This window comes from Mycoplasma amphoriforme A39, assembly GCA_000723365.1.
In the GTDB taxonomy this organism is placed as follows: Bacteria; Bacillota_I; Bacilli_A; order Mycoplasmatales; family Mycoplasmoidaceae; genus Mycoplasmoides; species Mycoplasmoides amphoriforme.
Window position 1 is genome coordinate 899,509 of sequence record HG937516.1, and the last position, 22,252, is coordinate 921,760.

Sequence of the window (22,252 nt, forward strand, 5' to 3'; positions counted from 1 at the left end):
GTTTTTAGATTTAAAAAACGACTTTATATGCATTTGTTAAATTTAGTGTAATCTTTTATCGGAAATTTAAAAAATAGAATTTAACTTACAATAATTATTGGTATTATAATTTATTAAAAACCAAGTACCTAAAATTAAGGGAATTAATGAATTCCTTATTTTTTTATTATTTTTAATGAATGAAAATTTTTGTAATTCAATATTTAACAAAATGATGCGATTTTATTATAAAATTCAGGTGCACAGATATTTTATTATATCGCATCAGATCAACAGTAAATCAAGGTTAATTGGTAAAAAGTAAACCTTTATAGCGATCGTTAAAAAAGATAAACAAAGCAAGAAAAGAGAAAAATATATGGCAAATCAGGCTCAACGTGATGAATTACATAAACAGATTTGAAGTATGGCTGAAAAATTACGTGGAAGCGTTGATAGTTGGGAATTCCGTAATTATGTTTTAGGATTTTTATTTTATCGTTATATTTCTGAAAATTTTTGTCAATATGTTAATGAAGATGAACAAAAAAAGAAAAAAGATTTTGATTATGCCAACTGTTATGATGAAGATGTTGAACGCGGAAGAAAAGGTTTAATAAAAGAAAAAGGTTTTTTTATCAAACCATCCGAATTATTTTGCAATGTTACAAAAAACGCAACAAATGATTACGAAGATTTAAACATAAAATTAGAAAAGATTTTTAAAAATATTGAAAATTCAGCAATCGGCAAAGATAGCGAATACAACTTCAAAGGCTTGTTTTCAAGTATTAATTTAAGAAGTGAAAATCTTGGTAATTCCCTTCGTCAAAAAAATAAAAAATTGGCCGAAATCTTACAAGATATTCAAAACATTAAGTTAAAAGAATTTGTCGATAATGAAATTGATCTTTTTGGTGATGCTTATGAATTTTTAATTGGGATGTATTCATCGAATGCTGGAAAATCAGGCGGTGAATTTTTCACTCCTCAAGAAGTAAGTGAGCTTTTAGTAAAAATTACTTTAATTGATTTTGAAAACAATGGTTCCAAAGAAAACAAAACACGAATCAAAAATGTCTATGATCCAGCGTGTGGCTCGGGTTCATTGTTATTAAAATTTGCGAAAATTTTAGGAAAAAACCAACGCATTACGTATTATGGACAAGAAAAAAACCCAACAACATATAATCTTGCTAGGATTAATATGTTTTTACATAATATTCCTTTTGAACATTTTAACATTCGTTGTGAAGATACTTTAATAAATCCACTACATAATAGTGATCGCCTTTTTGATGCCATTGTTTCAAATCCACCGTATTCCATTGAGTGAGAAGGAAATAAAAATATCAATTTAATTAACGATCCAAGATTTACTCCAGCTGGTGTATTAGCCCCTAATTCAAAAGCAGATTTAGCGTTCGTGATGCATTCTTTACATTACTTAAAACCAAATGCTACTGCTGCTATTGTTTCGTTTCCAGGAATTATGTATAGGGGGGGGCAGAGCGTAAAATCCGTAAATATTTAATTGAAAATAATCACATTGATACGATTATTCAATTGCCCGATAATCTATTTTACGGGGTAAGGATTCCCACTTGCATTTTAGTATTACGAAAAAAGACTAAAAAAGAACCTAGTTCGGTTTATTTTATTGATGCATCGAATGAATATATCAAAAATGGCACCAAAAATCATTTAGAACCTGAGCATATTAATAAAATTATTGATGCAATTAAAACTAAAAAAGATATCGATCATTTTGCTAAAAGCATTCCTTTAAAAGAAATTATCGAGAATGATGTGAATTTATCAGTAAGTAAATATGTACTGAAAAAAGAAGAAGTTGAAATAATTGACATAAAAGTTCTAAATGAAAATCTTAAAAACACCGTTAGTAAACAAGAACAAATTCGAAAAGAACTCAATGAAATTCTTGATCAGCTGGAGCACAGCAAATAAATATGAATTATATTGAAAAATTTATTCATGAAAAATGTCCTAACGGTGTTAATTTCGAGCCTTTAAAAAATTTGATAGTTTTATCTAAGGGAGAGCAACTAAACAGATCTTTGCTATCTAAAAAAGGACAGTATCCAGTTTATAACGGTGGTATGAAACCATCTGGATATTGACATGAAAAAAATACTGAAAAGAATACAATAATAATTAGCGGGGGTGGCAAAAGTACTGGTTACGTTCAATTTGTTAAAGAAGATTTTTGAGCCGGTATTCTCTGCTACATAGTCAAAATTAATTCAGAAAAATTGAATAAAAAATATTTATTTCATTTACTCTTAAATAAACAAAATAAAATCAAAAAATTAGCACATGGAGCAATTATTTTAGCAATGAAGAAAGATAAAATCTATCAGATTAAAATCCCTGTTCCTCCATTAGAAATCCAAAGTAAAATCGTAAAAATACTCGATAAATTTACAGAATTAACTACAAAATTAACTACAAAATTAACTACAGAATTAACTAATCGCAAAAAACAGTATCAGTATTACTGTAATAGACTTTTAACTACTAAAGAAAAACTTGAACCCTTAAAAAATTTGATAACTATATATAAGGGTGAACAATTGAATAAATCATTGCTAGCTAAAGATGGAAAATATCCAGTTTATAACGGTGGTATGAAACCATCTGGATATTGACATGAAAAAAATACTGAAAATAATACAATAATAATTAGTAGTGGTGGACGTGCTGGCTATGTTCAATTTATTGAAGAAGATTTTTGAGCTGGTGGTGATTGCTTTATTATCAAAACTATTTCAGAAAAATTAAATCAAAAATATTTATTTTATTTTTTAAAAAACAATCAAAAGAAAATTCTTGATTTGGCTCATGGTGCAGTAATCAAACATTTAAACAAGGCTAAAATCTATCAAATTAAAATTCGGATCCCTCCGCTAGAAATCCAAAATAAAATCGCAAAAATTCTCGATAAATTTACAGAATTAACTACAGAATTAACTACAGAATTAACTACAGAATTAACTAACAGAAACAAACAGTACGAATATTATCGGAATAAACTTTTAACCTTTAAGGAACATAGTCATGAATCATAATTTCAACAAAGAACCTACTGTTATCGACGAATTTAGATCAAAAATTAACCATCAGGGTGAATATGAAAGTGAATTAGAATTAGAGAATAAATTTATTACTAACCTTACTGAACAAGGTTATGAATATTTGCCAATTAATAATCATGAGGAATTAAAAAAGAATTTAAGAAAGCAAATTCAAAGATTAAATAATACCACATATGAAGATCAAGAGTGAAATAGCATCTTAAACAACTATTTTTTAAATCCACAACACAAATGGACTGATAAAACGAAAATTATTCAAGACAAATCAAAACTTGAAGGAATTAAACAAGAAAATAAAATTGTTGAAAATATTAAAATTTTTGACACGAAAAATTTTAGCAATAATCAGTTACAAGTAATTAATCAGTACACGGCAACAGGATGTAAAACAAACCGTTATGATGTCACCATTTTATTAAACGGGATTCCGATTGTTCACTGTGAACTAAAGGCTAGAGGTGTTAAATTAAAAACAGCGTTTGACCAAATTGAGCGTTATCAAAACGAAAGTTTTTGAGCAGATGGATCATTGTTTAATTTTGTCCAAATTTTCGTAATTTCAAACGGTACAGAAACCAAATATTATTCCAATACAACAAGACACCGTTATCTAGACAATCATAATCATCAATCTACTTCGGAATCAAAGCCAAATAATTCATTCACATTTACAAGTTATTGAACTGATTCTAAGAATAAGGTAATTAATGACTTACAGGATTTTGCAATTACTTTTTTTAATCCTGAAGTTTTACAAAGAATTTTATTTAATTATTGCATCTTTACTGAAGACAAATCCTTGTTAGTAATGCGCCCGTACCAGATTCATGCCACTGAAAAAATTATTAAAAAAGTAATTGAAGCCCACCAAAACCAATCTTACGGAGAAAAAGCAGCATGTGGTTATGTTTGACATGCTACAGGTAGTGGGAAAACCGTCACATCATTTAAAACAGCCAAGTTGCTTGCAAGCTTGCAAGATGATACAAATTCGTTTATATCTAAAGTAATTTTTGTAGTTGACCGAAAAGACTTAGATATCCAAACCATGCGGGAGTATGACAACCTTGAAAAAAACGCGGCAAACGGAACGTTTAATACTGATGCATTAAAAAAAGCCCTAGTTGATTCAACTAAAAAAATTATTGTAACCACAATCCAAAAAATTTCCAAATGTTTAAAAGAAAAGAATGATTCTTTAGAAAATAGTGGTATTTTAGAGCAAGAAATTGTTTTTATTTTTGATGAAGCACACCGGTCCCAATTTGGTGAAATGCACAAATTAATTATTAGCAAATTTAAAAAATACTATTTGTTTGGTTTTACAGGAACGCCGATTTTTGCAGATGACGGCAATAATTTGGCAGCTTCAACTGATCAAACCTTTGGCGAACGCTTAGCGACATATAGTTTACTTGATGCCATTAATAACCATAATGTCCTTAGTTTTCATGTCGAGTTTATTAAGACGTTTGATATTGATGATCAAAAAAAGATCATTGACCAACAAGTAGATGCGATCAATGAACAAGAAGTTTTTCGAACTCGAAAACGCATTGAAAATATTGTTCAATTTATTCTAAAACGTTTTTCAGATATAACAAAACAAAAACAGTTGTATGAATATCAACAACAGTTAACATCAGACAAATTTACTAATAATCAAAAAAATAAATCGAAATTTAATTCGCTTTTTGCCGTTTCTGATATTGAGTTAGCAAAACGGTATTACGATGAATTTAAAAAACAGCAAGCACTATTGCCTGATGAGCAAAAACTAAAAATTGCCATTATTTATAGCCAGAACCCTAATGAAGTAGCAAAAGAAAATGAATTAGATGGCAATCTTGGTGACGAAAACAACGAAGATGCTAGTCAATTAGATGAACCATCGCTTAACTTTTTGCAAAATGCAATCAATGATTATTACGCAATGTTTAATGACAATAAGAGCACTAATATCGCTTCAAATAGTTCATTAGATTTTCACAATTATTATAAAAATTTAAGTAAAAAAGTGCGAGATTGCGAAATTGATATCTTAATTGTTGTTAACATGTTTTTAACCGGGTTTGATGCACCAAGATTAAACACAATTTGAATCGATAAATACCTCCAACGGCACGGGTTAATTCAAACTTTTTCAAGAACGAACCGAATTTATAATTCGTTAAAACCATTTGGTAACGTTATTTGTTTTAGAAATTTAGACGATCAAATTAACGATGCTTTAGAAATATATGGTGTCGATGAACAACAAAGAAATTTGATTTTCGGTAATAAATATGAACAGTATTACAACCGATATTGCGAACTTGTTAAAGCAATTAAGACTAAATTTCCTTTAGATAATCAGGATTTTATTAAAAATTATGTAGATGCTGATGATGCTAAAAAGGAATTTGCGATATTATTTATGCAGTTATTAAAACATGATCAATTTTTACGAGGCTTTAGTGATTTTGGTGATAAAGAATTGATCACGCCCATGGAATTGCAGGACTATCAAAGTCATTACCAAAGAATTAGATCAGATGCGAAAAATGCTAGCAAAGAAGGAAATATTAAAGTGGCATCAATTTATCAAGAACTAGCGTATAACTGTGAATTGGTCGAACAATATGAAATCACGCCTTCTTATATCATGAATTTGATTCAAGAAAGTGTGAGAAACAAAGACAACACCAAAAACAATGAAAGAACTGACCTGCAGACAATAATTTCAAAAATTACCAAATTCATTGAGTCAAATTCGTTCTTATTGAGTAAAAAAGATTTGATTATTAGATTTGTCTATAAAGTCAATTACGGGTCATTAAAAATTGATCGTAATTTGTGAGTTAATTTTTATGAAAATGAAAAAGAAAACGACCTTAATAAATTAGCGCAAGAAGAAGATTTAGACATCGACAAACTAACAACTTATTTTAACGACTGTCTTGAAAAAGGAAGAATATCAGAAAGCGGAAGTTATTTTCCAACAATCTTTAATAACCGTCCATCTCGGTTTAGTGTAAATGAATCAGGCGAAAGCAAATTCGAAAAAATAAAATCACAAGTTATCAAAAAACTTGAAATCTTGTTCGATAAATATTACCAAAGCAAAACTTTATTTGATGCAAATTTTTTAGAAGTAGAATTGTAAAAGGTTGCTTTTGTATTTCCATTATCCTGTTAGGATGCTTTTATAAATTAGCCTAGGTAAAAGTTGCATTAAAAAAGATGAAGTATAGAAAAACAGACAAAAATTCTAATCAAGAAAATTCAATATATGAAAAAATAAGTGGAAAAAATATTAACTTTTTAATAGGTTCTGGTGCAAGTTTGCCTTTATATAACACTTTAAAAATTAATTCTTTTTCTTTTGAAGAAGTTTTCAATTACGTAGAGGCAACATTCTTAAAAAAAATAGATGATATCGATGATCTAAAAGAGATAAAAAATTCCAGAAGAAGAATAATTTTTATGTATCTTGTGTATTTTATAAATTGAATTCAACCAATGACATTAATTAATTCTTCTGAATTTAATAATTGCGAATATAATGAAACTATTAAAAACTACAAAAAATTAATTTCATGATTTTACGAATATTTAGAAAGGGAAGGAAACGAAAGACCTAAAAGGATAAATGTATTTACTACAAATTATGATTTACTTTTTGAAAAAACTTTTGACGACTTTTTGTTAAAAAATCCCTTAATTTATTTTAACGATGGTTCCCGAAGTGTTTTCAAAAAATATCTCAGCAATAAAAATTTTTATTTAAATTTAACTCATAGTGGTTACAACGACAACTATAAGCGCGAAATACCAATAGTTAATCTCTTTAAATTACATGGTTCTATTTCATGGGAATTATGAAATATTGAATCAGATGTTTCAGAGATTATGGTTAGTGAAAAAAATCAAAAAATTGAAGAAATAATAATAATTCTTAATAATCTTTTCAAAGATTTAGAAAATGTAAAAAAAGAAATAACTGAATTATTATCAAAAAAGAATAAGAATAAAAATGTACTCGAGTTAATTTCTTCATTATCAGAACTAATCGAAAATAAATTAAAAGATAATGTTGAAAATGATAAAAATTTAGAACAATTTTGAAAAAAAATATTCAGAATTATTAATAATCGATCCTAACAAACACAAATTTTGAAAAACTATAGCTGAACAACATTATTACCAATCAATAAGATCATTTAGTTATGAATTAGAAAAACAAAATACTATTTTAATTGTATTTGCATTTTCTTTTGCTGATGAACATATTCGTGAAATTTTTAAACGCTCGTTGCTAAACCCCACACTACATGTTTTTTTAATTTGTTTTGATAAAGATGATCAAAAAAAATTTAAAAAATTATTTAATGAAAATCAATACAAAAACATCAGTTTCTTGCCAGAATTTTCTAACGAAAAAAATAATCGTAACGAAGCATTAAAAGGAAATTTTACTTATTTACTATCGTTATTGGATGCTCATGATGAATAATAAGTATGTTATTGGTAATGTTATATCGATTGATGGTACAAAAATAACAATACTCATGAATGAACATTCAAATTTAGAATCTTTTTACTACGATGGCATGATATATAGTGGCGTTTCGATTGGTAATTACCTAGGAATAATCAAAGGCGCTTATAAAATAGTAGCAAGAGTAGAAAAGCAGTTTTTAGAAGATACAAAAAAAGAACCATTAAATCAAGAATTTTTAAAAGATAGATTTGAAAAACGTCTTCTAGTAAGTGTAATAGGAAATTTTTACAAAAGAGAATTTAAATTTGGCATTAAAAAGTTTCCAATGATTTTTAATGAAGTAGTATTGTTAACCGAAGAAGAAATCAAAGAAATTTTGCATAAGGATTCAATAAACTCGAAGCACAAGATTCCAATTGGAAAAAGTTTATCAAATGAGATACCAATCGAATTAAGGTGGGATAACTTATTCAACACGCATCTTGGAATTTTCGGAAATACAGGTAGTGGCAAGTCGAATACTTTAACAAAAATTTATAGCGAATTGTTGGATTGTCAAAACAAAAAAGAAATAAAACCTAATTTTAAAAATAAGAGTAAGTTTTTTATTATTGATTTTAATGGTGAATATATCGAACCAAATGTTATTTACAATAGCAATAACAAGAAATGTTTAAATTTATGCAATCAAGGCAACAAAAAATCGAATGATCAATTATTCTTATCATCTGAAGTTTTTTGAAGCATTGAAACCCTTGCAATTTTATACTCAGCAACTGAAAAAACACAACGTCCTTTTTTAAAAAATGCTGTTAAAAAATTTCTTAATCAAGATGAAAAAACGCCTAATGATGACATTACAAGTAATAAAATAATCGAAAATTTATCTTTAAATTTTCGCGATGTTTTTAGTTCAAAAGGAAATAAGCATATGTTAAGGTATTTTCGAGAATGCCTAAAATGTATAAATTTTGAAAAATGCATTCCAAACAATAATGCTAACGCCAGTAAGGCAAACTATCAAAACATTAAAGCTATAATTGAAAATGCTCAATATAATTCAAAATATAAAATAATTTTCACAAAATATTTTAATAGTAATAATAAAATCTATGTGGATAATTCTGATTTCACAGAAAAACTTAATAATTTCCAGGATGATTTCAAAAAAATTTTATCTTCAGAATATATTAAAAAGCAAATCAATAATCTAAAGTTAACACAAAAAATAAAAATTACTGTTTACTCCCATTTGGTTGATGTTTTATCTCACGGTGAATATGAGATTCAACACATCCAACCCCTAATAGCAAGAATGGAAGAAAAATCAGATTTTATTGAAAAAACAATTAAGTTAGTAAAAAAAGAAGAATATTCAAAAACATGAAAATTACTAAATGTGATCTCTTTAAAAAATTACAATACACAAACTAAAAAAATGCTGGCCCTTTTATTAACAAAGCAACTGTATCATGACCATAAACAAAAATCTAAAGAAGATCAAATCACATCCACGATTCATTTAGTCATCGATGAAGCACATAATGTTTTATCAGAACAATCAGTAAGAGAAGATGCGTTATGAAAGGACTATCGATTAGAAGTATTTGAAGAAATTATCAAAGAAGGACGAAAATTTGGCTTTTTTATGACGATTGCTACCCAAAGACCAAATGATATTTCGCCCACAATCATTTCCCAATTACATAATTACTTTATTCACCGGCTGGTTAATGAACAAGATTTAAGAATGATTGCTAACACGATCAATTCGCTCGATTATCTTTCTAAAAGTCAAATTCCCACCCTTGCTCCAGGACAATGTATCATCACCGGTACTAGCTTTGAAATGCCTTTAGTTATTCAAGTCGATAAATTATCCAAAGAAAAATCACCAAATAGTGAAAATGCCGATTTAGTAAGATTGTGAACTAATGAAAATAAATAATATTTTTTCAAGAACAATTCTAAGTATCATTTCAATCATTCATTAATAACCTAAAATTATCTGAAACTATATTAATTAAGTTAAATTTGGTAATTAAAGTTAATTAATAGTTGTATATATTATCAATGATTTCGTGAACAAAATTTACAATGTTAAAAGATTGTTCATTATTCATATTGCCCATCAGATTTAAAAATGTCTAGTAAATCACGATGGTCTCTGGCTTTTAACACCTTTTCTCTAGTTACACTTTTTGCTAGATCTAACCTTTTAAAGCGTGAGTTACTACCGTCTTTTTTAATTAATTGGATTCGCCCAATTTGTTTATTTTCTTCAGCATATTTCGCAAATGCTTGGGCTTTACCAAGATTGTCAATAAAATGAGGATTGTGTGGTTCTAAAATATCGATAATAAATTCCTCAGGATTTTGTAAATCTCTTCTAATAATTAAAAAATCAGGATAAGTTGCTTTGGTTTCACCATCAATTTCGTAAGGAATGCATAAAGCATAATGAGCACGTGACTGGTTTCGAAACCAGCAAACAAAATCATCACGTTTCATTTCTTCATCCAAAAGTTCACTTTCCCATTCGTTTAGTTTAATTTTGGCATAACCAATGTTTTGATTGATAAACAGGTGGTTTTCATACTTTTTACCATCATTATCCACTTTCATATCAATGCTTTCAGGCAAACGAAAATTGCGGGGACTAACTTGATCGCTAGAATCTGAAATAATTTTATCATATTGATTATGGAGTGATTCTGATAATTTAATAACTTCACGCCGGTATTGATCACATAATTGGTGAAAAGTTTGTTTAGCATATGCTTCTAACTGATCTATACAATTATGATCAGAAGCAAAAAGAATCACATCAATCTTTAAATCAATCAGAGCATTATCACTTTCATTATTAAACCGATCAAGATGCCTTTGGCCAATTCCTTCGTCTCCAAGAAACTTAATTTCAGCACGCTTAAACTGCCGATCAATATCAATATCAGTGCTAAAGAAAGAAATGTTCGGATGATCACTCGTTGTAATTTTTGTTCCAAAAGCATCAAAAATAATACTTGATAATTTAAAATCTTTAACTTTTTTGGCGGCTTTTTCATATTCATTTTTGCTTTTAAGATCGTTAATATAATTATCAATCATCGCATCTATTTTTTGACGTGTATGATGTTCAACCTCTAAATTAAGTCCACTTCGATATAAAAAATGCAATAAACTAAACATCGATTTTAAATAACTATTATTTGTAATATCCTTATTTACTTTATAAGTTAATAAACCGCTATTGTTAATTTTTTCGACAATTCTTCTGCGATTGATTTCATTTGCGTTTGCTTTTAATCTTTCATTGATTCGCTGATTTTGATGATCAAATCGTACCATTGGGTCAATAAAATCAAGAATGGTTTCATTAGAAGAATTAATGAGATTTTGTGATTGTTTTAAATTGTATTCATGGTTATCTTCCAAATTATCAGGTTTATTACTTAGATGCGAAAAAACATTTGTTGATTTTTGATTTGAATGATTTGAAAGATGATTGTTTTTTGATTTAGAGACGACACTTCAAGTCTCAATTTGCTTATTTTCAATCGATTCATTTGAAAAATCAACGGGAATATTACCTTGATCAGTTGCCTGTAACTTTTGAACAACCGCTTCAACTGTTTCTTGCTTGAAGAACGGCAAAAACAAACGCACATCATTTAAACTATCATTAGTTTGAATGTGCATTTGCATTGGGGTACGAACCATCCGGCCTAAAAGTTGGGCCACATAAGTTGCATCTTCAGCCTTGCGAAAGCTCATCATTGTTTCGGCCCTAGGGCAATCCCATCCGGTTGAAAGGTTCTTTTTAAAAAAAACAATTTTAATTTTTTCGGTATCTTGAATGTGACTGGGTTCTTCGAAAGGTACCTTTAAATTATTAACGATTATCGAACTATTGGTTTGAGCAAAAGTATGAACGACTTCGCCTTCAGTGAACTTATAACCAGTACGTTCTGAAATAATTCTTAAAGATTCATCAAGAGGAGTTGAGGTTATTTCTTTATCTGTCCCATCTTCTACTTGCACAATGAAAATTGGATTAATGTTATCGAGCTTTTGTTTGTAACAATATTCTTTTCAACCATCCCATTTGTTTTTTCAATCATCCGCTGCGGCTTGTAAAACAGCCATGGCTTTATTTGTTGATGCTTCTTCTGAATAAGAAACAATGATCCGATCTTTAAGTAGCCCAGAAGATTTAACTTCTGATGGGGAAACACTAACCTTATGAATATCGGAACCAACGGTTTCAACCAAACTATTAAAACGTTCTGGGGTGGCTGAAATTCCGACAACAACAGGCATCGGGCTTAAATCATCAAAATCACTTCCTTTAATAAATTTTTGCATAATTGTTGTTGCTTGTTTTGCTTCCCGTCCTTGCGTGCCCCGGTGGGCTTCATCAATGATGAAATACAAACGATTGCTTTTTTCACGAATCGTATTTTTTAATGTTTCCCAAATTGTGTATTCACGGCGGTCGCCTTTTTTTGTTAAATTTTTGTCTCTACCGATTTTCTGCGTATTTAAAAAATAAATTTGCCCGTCATCTAAAAATTCTTGATCAAAATTTTCCCCAGAAATAACGCGACATTGATTCAGATCGATTTTATCAGATTTCGAGTTAATTTTAAGTTTTGATTGTTCATTAAGTTCAGGTGTATCTGAAAGTCACACAAAAATAGCATCGGGTTGTTCAAAATATTGTTCACAACCAAATAAAATGCTTTCGATAAAAGCGGTCATAATAATCGTTTTTCCTGCTCCAGTTGGAGCACTAAAGGAAATAACTTGTGATTTATGACTATTTCTGTATAACTTAATCGCTTTATCCGTTTCACTTAACAAATTTTTCAAGGCTTTTTCTTGAAATGCAAATAGTGCTGTTTTCATTGTTTTAACTCCATTTATTGATCCGAAAATTATCTAAGTAATCGCGATACAATTGGTATTTTTTGGGTATTTTTAAATCATTAGCCATCTCCCGATAACCATCTCTAGAGTTAGTTACAATAAAAGCGTATTCGATTGATTTTAATTTTTCGAGTTTGTTTTTAAATTCTAAATAAGCATATTCATTAATTAAAACAGCAAAGTTATTTTCGGGATAAATTAACATTTCAGGCAGGGATGGTAAATCTAAAACAGGGCAAGGTGAAATACAACCCGCCTTCATTCATAAAAGTGGTAACAATTCTTTAAACTGACGGCCTAATGCAACATTATCTTTATCTAAAAAACTAAGTTTAAAAAAGACTGCATTAGTTTTAAAGCCGTCTGCTAAGCTAAGATTAGAATTTAAATACCCCCCCCCCAAGGGTTTGTCGTTAATATCTTTGCCTAAAATTGAGCAAACAGTGCGTGGTCATGTGACATAATGAGCAATGCCCAATTTTTCTCACTCATCATCTCCTGGAGAATACCCTTTTGCCTTAAGTTCTTTACTTTCTGATTCTGAGACTTCATTATTGGTAATCAGAATGCAACGCCGGTTACCATGATCGTTAGCGTTTAAAAGATTAACGGCGTGAAGGGTGGTACCACTACCTGCAAAGAAATCAAGGATAAGGGCGTTAGACTTATTGGCAACAAAAAATCTTAAAGCATCATAAACAGCATATAGTGATTTGGGAAAGCTAAAACGTTTGACTGGAAAAATCTTATTTAATAACGACGAACCATGGATTGATGCATTGTGTGATTCAATATTTCATTGTGATCCTGGAATAAATGAATGTTCGTATGAAGAATCATCGGTAATTATTGTCCCATTAATTTTTTCACGATCAACAATAGTAACAAGGCCATTTTTAACTTTATTTTCTTCAGCTTCTTTTAAATAATAGATAGTGATTGTTGTATCAGTCTTTTTGCCTACCTTCACAAAACCATTTTTTCATTTATAAAGAAATTTACTAGGAGATATTTGTCATCTTCCTTCTGTATTATTTTGCTTAAATGGTCATAAATGTATCTCATCATTAACAATTTCTAAAGCAGCTTTAGGATGCAAATTCTTTGGTAAAGGATCGCCAACTCCTTTAATTTTTTTACCAGTTTTATCAAAAATAATGGGGTAAAAAAGAGAGGGTACTTCAGTGCGCAAATCACTAGTACCACCTCTGCGCAAAAGTGCTCAATTAATACTTTTTTTTGATTTATTACTTTTACCAAATTTTCATTCGTTAGAAAGTGGTAATTTTTGCACAGATGAATGACCAAATTGAACAAAAAAAAGATATTCATTCGTTCGAGAAAAGGATTTTTCTCTAGATGCTCCAGCTTGAAAAATAATGCTTGAAATCATCTGAATATTAGCCTCTGGAAACAATTGTTCTAACAAACAACCAAGGTGTAAATATTCCTTTTCATCAATCGTACAAATCAGCACCGAATTATCAGGATTTAAGAGTTTTTTTGCTAACTTTAAGCGTTTCTCCATCATTGACAACCATTTGCTATGCCGGTAAGAATCAGAACTATCAACATAATCATTATTATACTTCCAGTCTCTAGCACCAGTGTTATAAGGAGGATCAATATAAATACAATCGACTTGTCTTGCATACAAGTATTCTAAAAGTTGTAAAGCATGATAATTTTCAGATTCAATCAAGACATGTCACAAATTACTATCTGGAGCAGTACTAATCGTATCTATGGGTTTTAGATAAGGTAAATCGGCTCACCAAATTCAGCGACTATAACTAAATTGTCAATTGGTGATTCAAGTTCTTTTCCAACTTTTAAATCGAAGATTTTTGCTGTCTTATCTTTAATATTTGTAACCACATAAATATTATTAATTTTTTGATCTCTAAAAGTAACTTTAGAACCAATGTTAATTGGTGAATCATAAAGAATTGTAAATTCTGGAAGATGATCTTCGTAAACTAAACCAAACTTTTTTTGCTTGTTTAATTTTTCAACTTCATTTTTAATGAGTTTTCTAAGTTCTAAATCTGTTATTTTATTAATTAAATCATCCAGTACGGCCAAAATTTACCTTCTTTTCTAATTAATTTTTTTAAAAATTAAGTTAATTATAATTTAAAAAAATTAAAAATATCTTATTTTCTATTTTTACTATATGTTTATATATGACATAAAATGACATCCGCATTAAATTGAAACTTTTTACAAATTAACAAATTAAACAAATATATAAATTTAAAACAAAATCTATTACTGTATATCCTTTAATTTTATAAATGTTTGTTGAAGATATTTATGAATTAAAAATTACATTAAGAGATAAATAAAATTTCTATTTTTGAAAAACTTGTTATTCAACTAAAATGAATGTATATTTTTTGCTAAATCTAACTACATAACTGAGTGATTAGTAAACCAAAATAAAAACTGGATTCAAAACTTTTTAAGACAAAATAAGATAACACTTAGAAAAAATATTGTTTAAATTATCAAAAGAATTAGTTGAGTTTTTTTTCTTTATAAAAACGCCTTTATTATCAAAAGTCCTTAAACAATCTCAAACAGGAACTTTAACGCTTTAATTAAAAACTAAATTACAGACTTACCTTGATAAAAACTTGATTATTTTCATTTATAGGAATTAATTCAATGAAACAATCAAGTTTATCAACGAATTATTGCAAAATTAAATAATTTGTAATTTTTAAAAGAATCAAATAAATGTGCATAAATCACTTTGATGAATAGAAAAATGATGCTTTTTAGTATTAAAATAAAATCATTCTGTACAGCTAGTACAAACTTATTCAAAGTAAAATTTATAGTTGGATCAATTTTAATTGTTTACTTAATTTTATTTACTTTGCGTTACCTCTGTTTTTTTGGTAAACATGAAAATTGTGAACCAAAAGGAAATTTTTCTATAAATTTATAAATTTCAGATGAAATTAGTTTAGTTTTAAAAAAAAAGAGCATCTTGATAGTCGAATTGACTAAAAAGTACTTTAACAAGAACAAGTTAATAAATCTCGCTAACAAGAACTTTGAGATATTGACTTTTTGAAGATCTTCTAAAGAGTAATTTTTAATTCTTACTTGAAAATTATAAAAATTTACGCGTTATCATTTTTTTATTGTTTGAAAAGTTTATTGAATTTAAAAGTAAATTAAAAAGTGCAAATTTAGCATCATCGATAATTTCTACAAATAAAACTAATTTACAACATGTTTGTTATTTAAGTTTTTTTCAGCAATTTAATTGCTCAGTTTTAACTTGCTAGTTTCTATAAATAGAAAATTATCCAGTGAGAAGAAGTGATATATCTAAGTAAAGTTTTTTATCACGATATCAATGCTGTTTTTTATTAATCTCGAGTAAAAATATTTCAACATACTTAATTTAGTGCTTGCATAAGCAAACACCATCTAAAGTTGCAGGATCAATTGTATTTTTTTAATTGCTATTTAATATTTTAGACAAGAAAATTAAAAATTTCACCTTCTTAGCTTTGCATATAGACCATCAGTAATTTTAGAATGCATTTTTTCATTCTGTGTAGATAAAAAGATTTGATTAAATTTAAAATTAATTAAATCATTAATTGGAAAAAAGAATTTTCTCGGTACATATCTTTCTATTAAAATTTTTTAAAACCTTTTTCAAACTGACTTTTTAATCATGAATTTCGTAATAATTGATTATTAAAATTTATTCAAATTTAAGTTCTTCTTGTGCTTTGTTGTAAATGTCAATTTGATTTTCTACATTTATTTTATTAACAATTCAACCCTTAGCCGAGCATTGTTGAATAAATTCTTGAATTCGATTAACACCATTTATTTCCTTCAAAGTAATTACTAGTCCAAATTTTAAATTATTACTTTCTTTTAAATTTAATCGCTCATTTGTTTTAATGCTTATACCTCACATACCCTCTTGCTTTTTTGATTTTGCTTTTCTTTTATTTCCGTTCTTGGTTTCAATATTTTCTCGAATATGTTTAATATTGTCTCACTTTCGGTATAACCTTCGAGCAGTTTTTTCAGGCATTGGTAAATTAAGGTCATTGTACTGAATGTTGTCATTAATTGTCACAATTTTAACACCGCCTTTAGCGGTGTTTTCTACTCTTCCAAACTGAATGTCCATTTCAATATTTGTATAGTCAATGCCTTGATTTCTAGAGCACTTAGGAAAATAACATAACGTCGCTTTAGAAACAAATGGGTGTTTTTGCTTTTCGACTGGAACGTGCAGATTATAGTTATAAGTATCAAATTTTTCAGATATCCCACTAATCATAAACTTAATCTCATCTTCTTCAGTTGAAAGAATTTGATTAATTTTAGTTTTTACTACACCATGACCTACTAATCTTGGGTTTTGCAATTGATTATGTCAACCAGTTGCCGAGTCCACAATTAATGCTTTTGCTAATTCTCTTGGCAAGTTTACTACGTGTATCAGGTATGCTACTTTTCTAGCAATTCATGGGGCAGCAAAAGAAGTTCCCATAATTTCTTTTATTCCGTATGGCGAGAAAGCTTTTATTTTTTTGCCATCAGCTTCACCGCCATAATAACTTATATCTGGTTTATTGAAAAAAGATAACACAGGACCTTGTCTACTATAACTGGCTGGCGTACCATTAAAATTAACAGAATTCACCACTATTGAGTTAATAGAATCAGCAGGTGATCCAATCTTTGTAATTTTTGAATTTTCTGGTTTATTTGTGCCTGATATTACAAAAATAATATCGTTCTCGTATTGGATTTTGTCTAAAAAATCCGCTAATGGAGAAATGAAATTTGAATTAATTTCAAGCATTAATCCTAGTGATAAATTTCATACTTTAATATCACGATTATTTTCAATGATTTCTTTAATTAATTTAATAACAGTAAACAAACTAAAAGCTCTATGCTTGCACACCCCAAAATGTCGAACTTTAAAAAAACCACACCCATCATTTAAAAGATCATTATCGTTATTTATGCGAGGTCCATCAACAATAAGCGAGGTGACCATGGTTCCGTGATGATAATCTTCAAGTGATATTTCAATTTCGCTATGAAGCATATTTTTAAATTCAACTCATTTAGAAAAATATACCCTTTGATCAAACATTGTATCGATAACTCCGATCGTTGGTTCGTTTCCTGGATCAGGTATAGACATATCACTATCTATTACGTCCTTTTCTCCAGTCTTATCGATATTTTCTTTTTTTAAAGGTTGCAAATCAGACAAAGACATTGCAATAAGATATGGGGCTTTACTTTTCAATAAACGATATTGATCAACATTTAAGAAAAATGTGGTTTCATTAATACTTTTAGAGTTAAAATTTAAAAAATTAATCCCCAGTTGCTTCATAATATCAACTGTCTTTGTTTTTGTGTCGTAGATACTTATAATTGCATTTTCTTCAAGATCATTATGATCTTGTTCGATTCCAAATTTTTCTAAATAATATGCATCCACAATTGTGTTAACAAATCGCTTTTTAGAAATATCTTTCTTTTTAAGAAGATGTGAATAATTGTTTGAATTAATTTTATCTAAATCGTCATACGTGATTGATTTATTAAAATATGTAGCAACAATAGAAATAACTTTATCTAAATTATTTATTGCATCTAAAATTACATCTTTTTTTACACAATGAGTAATAATGTGTTTTTGACGATTACCCTGAGCAAACTTTGCACCAACTATCGAATCATTATTCTTTTTAATATCATTATCTAAAATAGCTTTAACACGATTGCTTTTTGCGATTATATCGATATAATACAAACTAATAAGAGGATTGATTGATAATTTTTCTTCTTCTCAAAATTGATAGACACTACATAAATCATTTTTCAAATTAATTAAGTGTTCAGCGGTAACAAACTTATTTTTAGGAATGTTAGAAGGTCCAAAGTGACTAGACCAGTCTTTTTGTTCGAATTTACCCTTCAGTAATAATATTTCATTCACAAAAATTACCTTTTTAACTCTCTTGATACCTGGCTTTTAGAAATGCCAGTTAAAATTTCAATTTCCCTTAGAGTAAAACCTTGTTTTTGTAAAGTTTTTAAATCTGGAATATCGAATTCAAAAAATGATGAATATATTTTTTTTAAATAACTATTGTTGGCATTACTAAATGCTAATGAGGTTTTTATAAGGTTTTTTAAATCTCCAGGGTAAGGTAAATTTTTAACTAAAAAAATGATTTTCTTAAATAAGGATAAATTTTTATTAGAGATTTTAAACTTAGCCAAATAATGATTTAAAAAAAATTCAGCAATATTAATAAGATCATCGTGTGAATATCGATTAAAATCTATAATGGCATCAAAGCGGCGAATTAATGCTTTATCAAAATGACTATATAAATTAGTAGTTGCAATTAGCAAAATTTTATCATTTAGCCCGTCTAATTCTTTTAATAATAAAGTAGTTGCTCTACCCATTTCTCTAAGATCTTTTGAGTCAGTTCTATTTAATGTTAATGCATCAATTTCATCGAATAAAATTACGGCTTTTTCGGGTGAAATTAAGTTATTTATTTCTTTAAAAAGTTCAACTATATTTTTTCCAGTTTGACCTAATTTACTATCTATAAGGTATGCAAAATCTACAACAAAAAGGTCTCTTTTTAAAACATGAGCCATGTATTTGACAGTTTCGGTTTTTCCTGTTCCAGGATGCCCTTGAAACAAAAACTTATTTATTTCAAAACGGCGTTTTACTGCATTAATTATTCCATCAATATCAGATCTTATTTTTCTAGGAAGTAGTAATGATTCCTCATTTGTTTCTATTTTTCTAATAAACGTTGTATCCGTTTCATTCATTTGAGGTACAAAAGTATTAGCACTAGAAAGAAGTGCCATAATGTATTCGGCTAACTGATAATCACCAGTTTGATCAAATTCATTCGCGATCTGATATGCTTCGTTTCGAAATCCGTAATCATTATTTTCGGCATAATATTTGATCAAATTAATAACTTTCCCTTTTTTCACTCTACTCACCACTTAGTTATTCCTATTATCCTTATTCTATCACATTGGGACAATTAAGCCAATTTTTGGGACAATTTCTTTTTTAAAATTAAAAACTTATACATATTTCATTTTTTAGTAAGATAAATTAATTTAGTTTTATAAAAAATTTATCCACAAATAACTCATTTAATTGCAAAAACTAATTAGTATTTAATTGATTATACTAGTTAAAATACCGATGAAAAAATAAAAAAGTAAGACGCTAAATTTTCATACATTAATTGATTTTTTACTCAACTATTAGTCAAAAACTTCACAAATCAACAACAAACAATCTTAGAGTTAGTGTTGGTAATTCTTGAAAAAAAATTATAAAAACCAAATTAAACAGACAAATGTCAATTTAACTTATAATTTAATCGTATTTTAGAGTTAAAAAAAATTACAATAAATTTATTAGTTAATTATTAAACATTTAGATTTATAAAAATGATTGAATTACACAACTAAAAAAGCAATGATAAATTTCAGAAATTAGTACGTTATGAACTAAGTAAGTTTGATATAAAATTGATAACGTTAGTTTTTAAATAAAACAAGATCTTAAAGAAAACGAAATAAATTGGAACAAAAAGTTGATGCTAAGGATAGTCTAAATACAATTAATTTCTATTTGGCAAATTATTACTTTTCAACTATTGATTATTATTCAATAACTATACCGCGGCCAGTCAAAAAACTTTATAAATAAACGAAAAACATTGTCTTTGTTCCTTTAATGATTCTTGAAACAAACACTACAAGAATTAATTAAGCAAATTCATCAAGACTTTCGGAAATTAAAACAACAAAATTGGTTATTTTTAGGTTAGGGTTACTACAACGAGACTTAAATTCGTTTAGAATTATTTAGGATCTATTAAATTTAATAATTCTCATGACTATTTATTGATAGTAACCATAAATAATCATTTTTCTTTAGACAACTAAAATCATTTTTTCAATTAACAAAATTTTTTGAAGTACTAAAAATTATCAGTTTTAATCATTCTAATAAAAAAAATGAAATGAATAAATCAGAAAATTTCAAATAAATTGATTTTGGTAAAGACCTTTTATCTAAAAATTTCTGTTATATTGTGAATATTAAAAATTAATATCAATCCTTATTAGATTTTATGACAATCTAAAAGCATAATAATGAATTAATAAAAAGTTTTTATCGTAGTGAATTATCAATTATACATGTTTAAACCATTAATTTGCCAGGATTTATTCCTTTGATTGCGACTCACACTTTTTTTCAAAAATAATTGGACTAATTTTGTCACTTATTTTCTTAGAAGTAGTTAAATAGTATTTTTCATTAATCCTATCAAAACAACAGATATTAAAATTAGTTATCAAATTATTAGCAGAACTATAATTAATTTGGATTTTTTGGATTTGATCATAATCAGCAACTAAATAAGCATCAAAAAACCCAAGCATTTGAAAACCCTGTAACATCAAAAATGAACTGTAGATTCGATTGGTTATAAAAACCAATTGATTTTTATCTAAATCGGCTTCAACGATATATTCTTGCGAAAGCAGAAAAGCAATTAATCGAGATTTATTTGATAGTTCATTTTTTAACGAAAAATTTTCCACACACAAAGCCGGATCATTATTTTCCTCTTTATTTTTTAATGTTATATTACAAAAATCATTAATTATTTCTTGATTCTGGCTTGTTAATTTATCAAAATGACTTTGAAAAAATTCATGTCGTTGGTGAAATCTTTTTGTAATGGGGATGGCTAAAGTATTATTTAATTGGGGGTGAAAAAAATCTTCTTCTAATTTGTAATCAAATCGTTTTCAAATTGCTTCGTATTCGTCATCAGTAAGTTTTGTTTGCATTGCAAATTTAGTTCCCGCATACGAACTTCCGTGTCCAGCAACAGTATGAACTTCAATGAAAGTCGGCTTTAAACTGTTTTTCGCTTTTAAAATGGCTTTGGAAATTTGAGAGATGTTTGAACCATCAGCAACAACCAAGTAATTTCAGCCATGAGATTTAACGTGATTTTTTTGATTAGTGATTGAATGATCGGTAACTAATCCAGTTTGATCAACACCAGAAAAATCACCAATAACAATTAAATTTTTTAAATTGTAATTTCCTGAAATTGCTAGTGATTCATAAAAATTGCCAACAGTTAAATCTGATTGATCCACCACACAATAAACGTGTCGATTTGTCAACACACTAGCATCATGCTCGTTTAAAAAATAATCATTTAAAACTAAACCAACTGCAAAATCCAAAGCCGATCCATGAGGATGTTCATCAAAACTATGAATGTAATTTGGTAATTTAAAATCAGAAAGAGATGCTAGCGGAAGGTTTGATGTATTGTGATCAACTAAATTGCTAGCGATCAACAATGTTTCTAAAATTTTTCCACCATATCCTTTAGTAACAACTAAATGGTCGTTTAAATAGCTGTTTTCATTGTCGTTTGTGGCGGTGAAGTGTTCGGCAAATAATGTATAAAATATCGGCATACTTTGCAAGGCTTTTGCAAAATTAGATGCTGCCTTTTTTTTAACAGCAGATAATACTAAAAACCGCAAATTATTAATTAAATCTAACGACTCAGCACTTTCAGTTAAAACAGTTTTTTGCCTTTTTTTAAAAAAATTTTGCATACTTGAAATTTTATATTAT

11 protein-coding genes and 1 pseudogene are annotated in these 22,252 nt (G+C 28.0%); 6 read left to right on the top strand and 6 right to left on the bottom strand.

What is annotated here, in order from left to right:
* Positions 1–406: 406 nt before the first annotated feature.
* The 6 genes and pseudogenes from ABDB96_RS03435 (at position 407) to ABDB96_RS03460 (ending at position 9,526) form a co-directional block, all read left to right on the top strand.
* A pseudogene (locus ABDB96_RS03435) lies at positions 407–1,947 on the top strand (type I restriction-modification system subunit M).
* 2 nt (positions 1,948–1,949) lie between these two features.
* On the top strand, positions 1,950–3,068 hold the full coding sequence (locus tag ABDB96_RS03440) for a restriction endonuclease subunit S (RefSeq protein ID WP_343251387.1): 1,119 nt from the start codon (positions 1,950–1,952) through the stop codon (positions 3,066–3,068).
* Positions 3,058–6,240, top strand: a complete 3,183-nt coding sequence (locus ABDB96_RS03445) for a type I restriction endonuclease subunit R (protein ID WP_343251388.1) — start codon at positions 3,058–3,060, stop codon at positions 6,238–6,240. The genes ABDB96_RS03440 and ABDB96_RS03445 overlap by 11 nt, the downstream gene beginning before the upstream one ends.
* Before the next feature lie 77 nt (positions 6,241–6,317).
* Positions 6,318–7,238, top strand: coding sequence for an SIR2 family protein (locus ABDB96_RS03450; RefSeq protein ID WP_343251389.1), 921 nt, complete (start codon positions 6,318–6,320; stop codon positions 7,236–7,238).
* A gap of 151 nt (positions 7,239–7,389) precedes the next feature.
* Positions 7,390–7,590: a hypothetical protein gene (locus tag ABDB96_RS03455; protein ID WP_343251390.1), complete on the top strand. Its 201-nt coding sequence runs from the start codon at positions 7,390–7,392 to the stop codon at positions 7,588–7,590.
* A complete protein-coding gene (locus ABDB96_RS03460; RefSeq protein WP_343251391.1) occupies positions 7,580–9,526 on the top strand; it encodes an ATP-binding protein in 1,947 nt (648 codons plus the stop codon). Before ABDB96_RS03455 ends, ABDB96_RS03460 begins: the two co-directional genes overlap by 11 nt.
* Positions 9,527–9,693: 167 nt before the next feature.
* On the opposite strand, the gene ABDB96_RS03465 is transcribed toward ABDB96_RS03460, so the two are convergent.
* The 6 genes from ABDB96_RS03465 to ABDB96_RS03490 form a co-directional block, all read right to left on the bottom strand.
* Positions 9,694–12,489 carry a DEAD/DEAH box helicase gene (locus ABDB96_RS03465; protein ID WP_343251392.1) on the bottom strand — a complete coding sequence of 932 codons (2,796 nt, stop codon included), beginning with the start codon at positions 12,487–12,489 and terminating at the stop codon, positions 9,694–9,696.
* Between the two features lie 4 nt (positions 12,490–12,493).
* The gene (locus tag ABDB96_RS03470) at positions 12,494–14,212 is read right to left on the bottom strand and encodes a site-specific DNA-methyltransferase (protein WP_343251393.1); all 1,719 of its coding nucleotides are present in this window, start codon (positions 14,210–14,212) and stop codon (positions 12,494–12,496) included.
* A 50-nt stretch (positions 14,213–14,262) separates the two neighbouring features.
* Positions 14,263–14,595, bottom strand: a complete 333-nt coding sequence (locus tag ABDB96_RS03475) for a hypothetical protein (RefSeq protein ID WP_343251394.1) — start codon at positions 14,593–14,595, stop codon at positions 14,263–14,265.
* 1,645 nt (positions 14,596–16,240) lie between these two features.
* A complete protein-coding gene (locus ABDB96_RS03480; protein ID WP_343251395.1) occupies positions 16,241–18,520 on the bottom strand; it encodes a S8 family peptidase in 2,280 nt (759 codons plus the stop codon).
* Positions 18,521–18,525: 5 nt separating this feature from the next.
* The gene (locus ABDB96_RS03485; protein ID WP_343251396.1) at positions 18,526–19,554 is read right to left on the bottom strand and encodes an AAA family ATPase; all 1,029 of its coding nucleotides are present in this window, start codon (positions 19,552–19,554) and stop codon (positions 18,526–18,528) included.
* A gap of 1,254 nt (positions 19,555–20,808) precedes the next feature.
* Entirely contained in the window at positions 20,809–22,233 is a 1,425-nt protein-coding gene (locus ABDB96_RS03490) for a transketolase family protein (RefSeq protein ID WP_343251397.1), read from the bottom strand.
* Between the last annotated feature and the right edge of the window lie 19 nt (positions 22,234–22,252).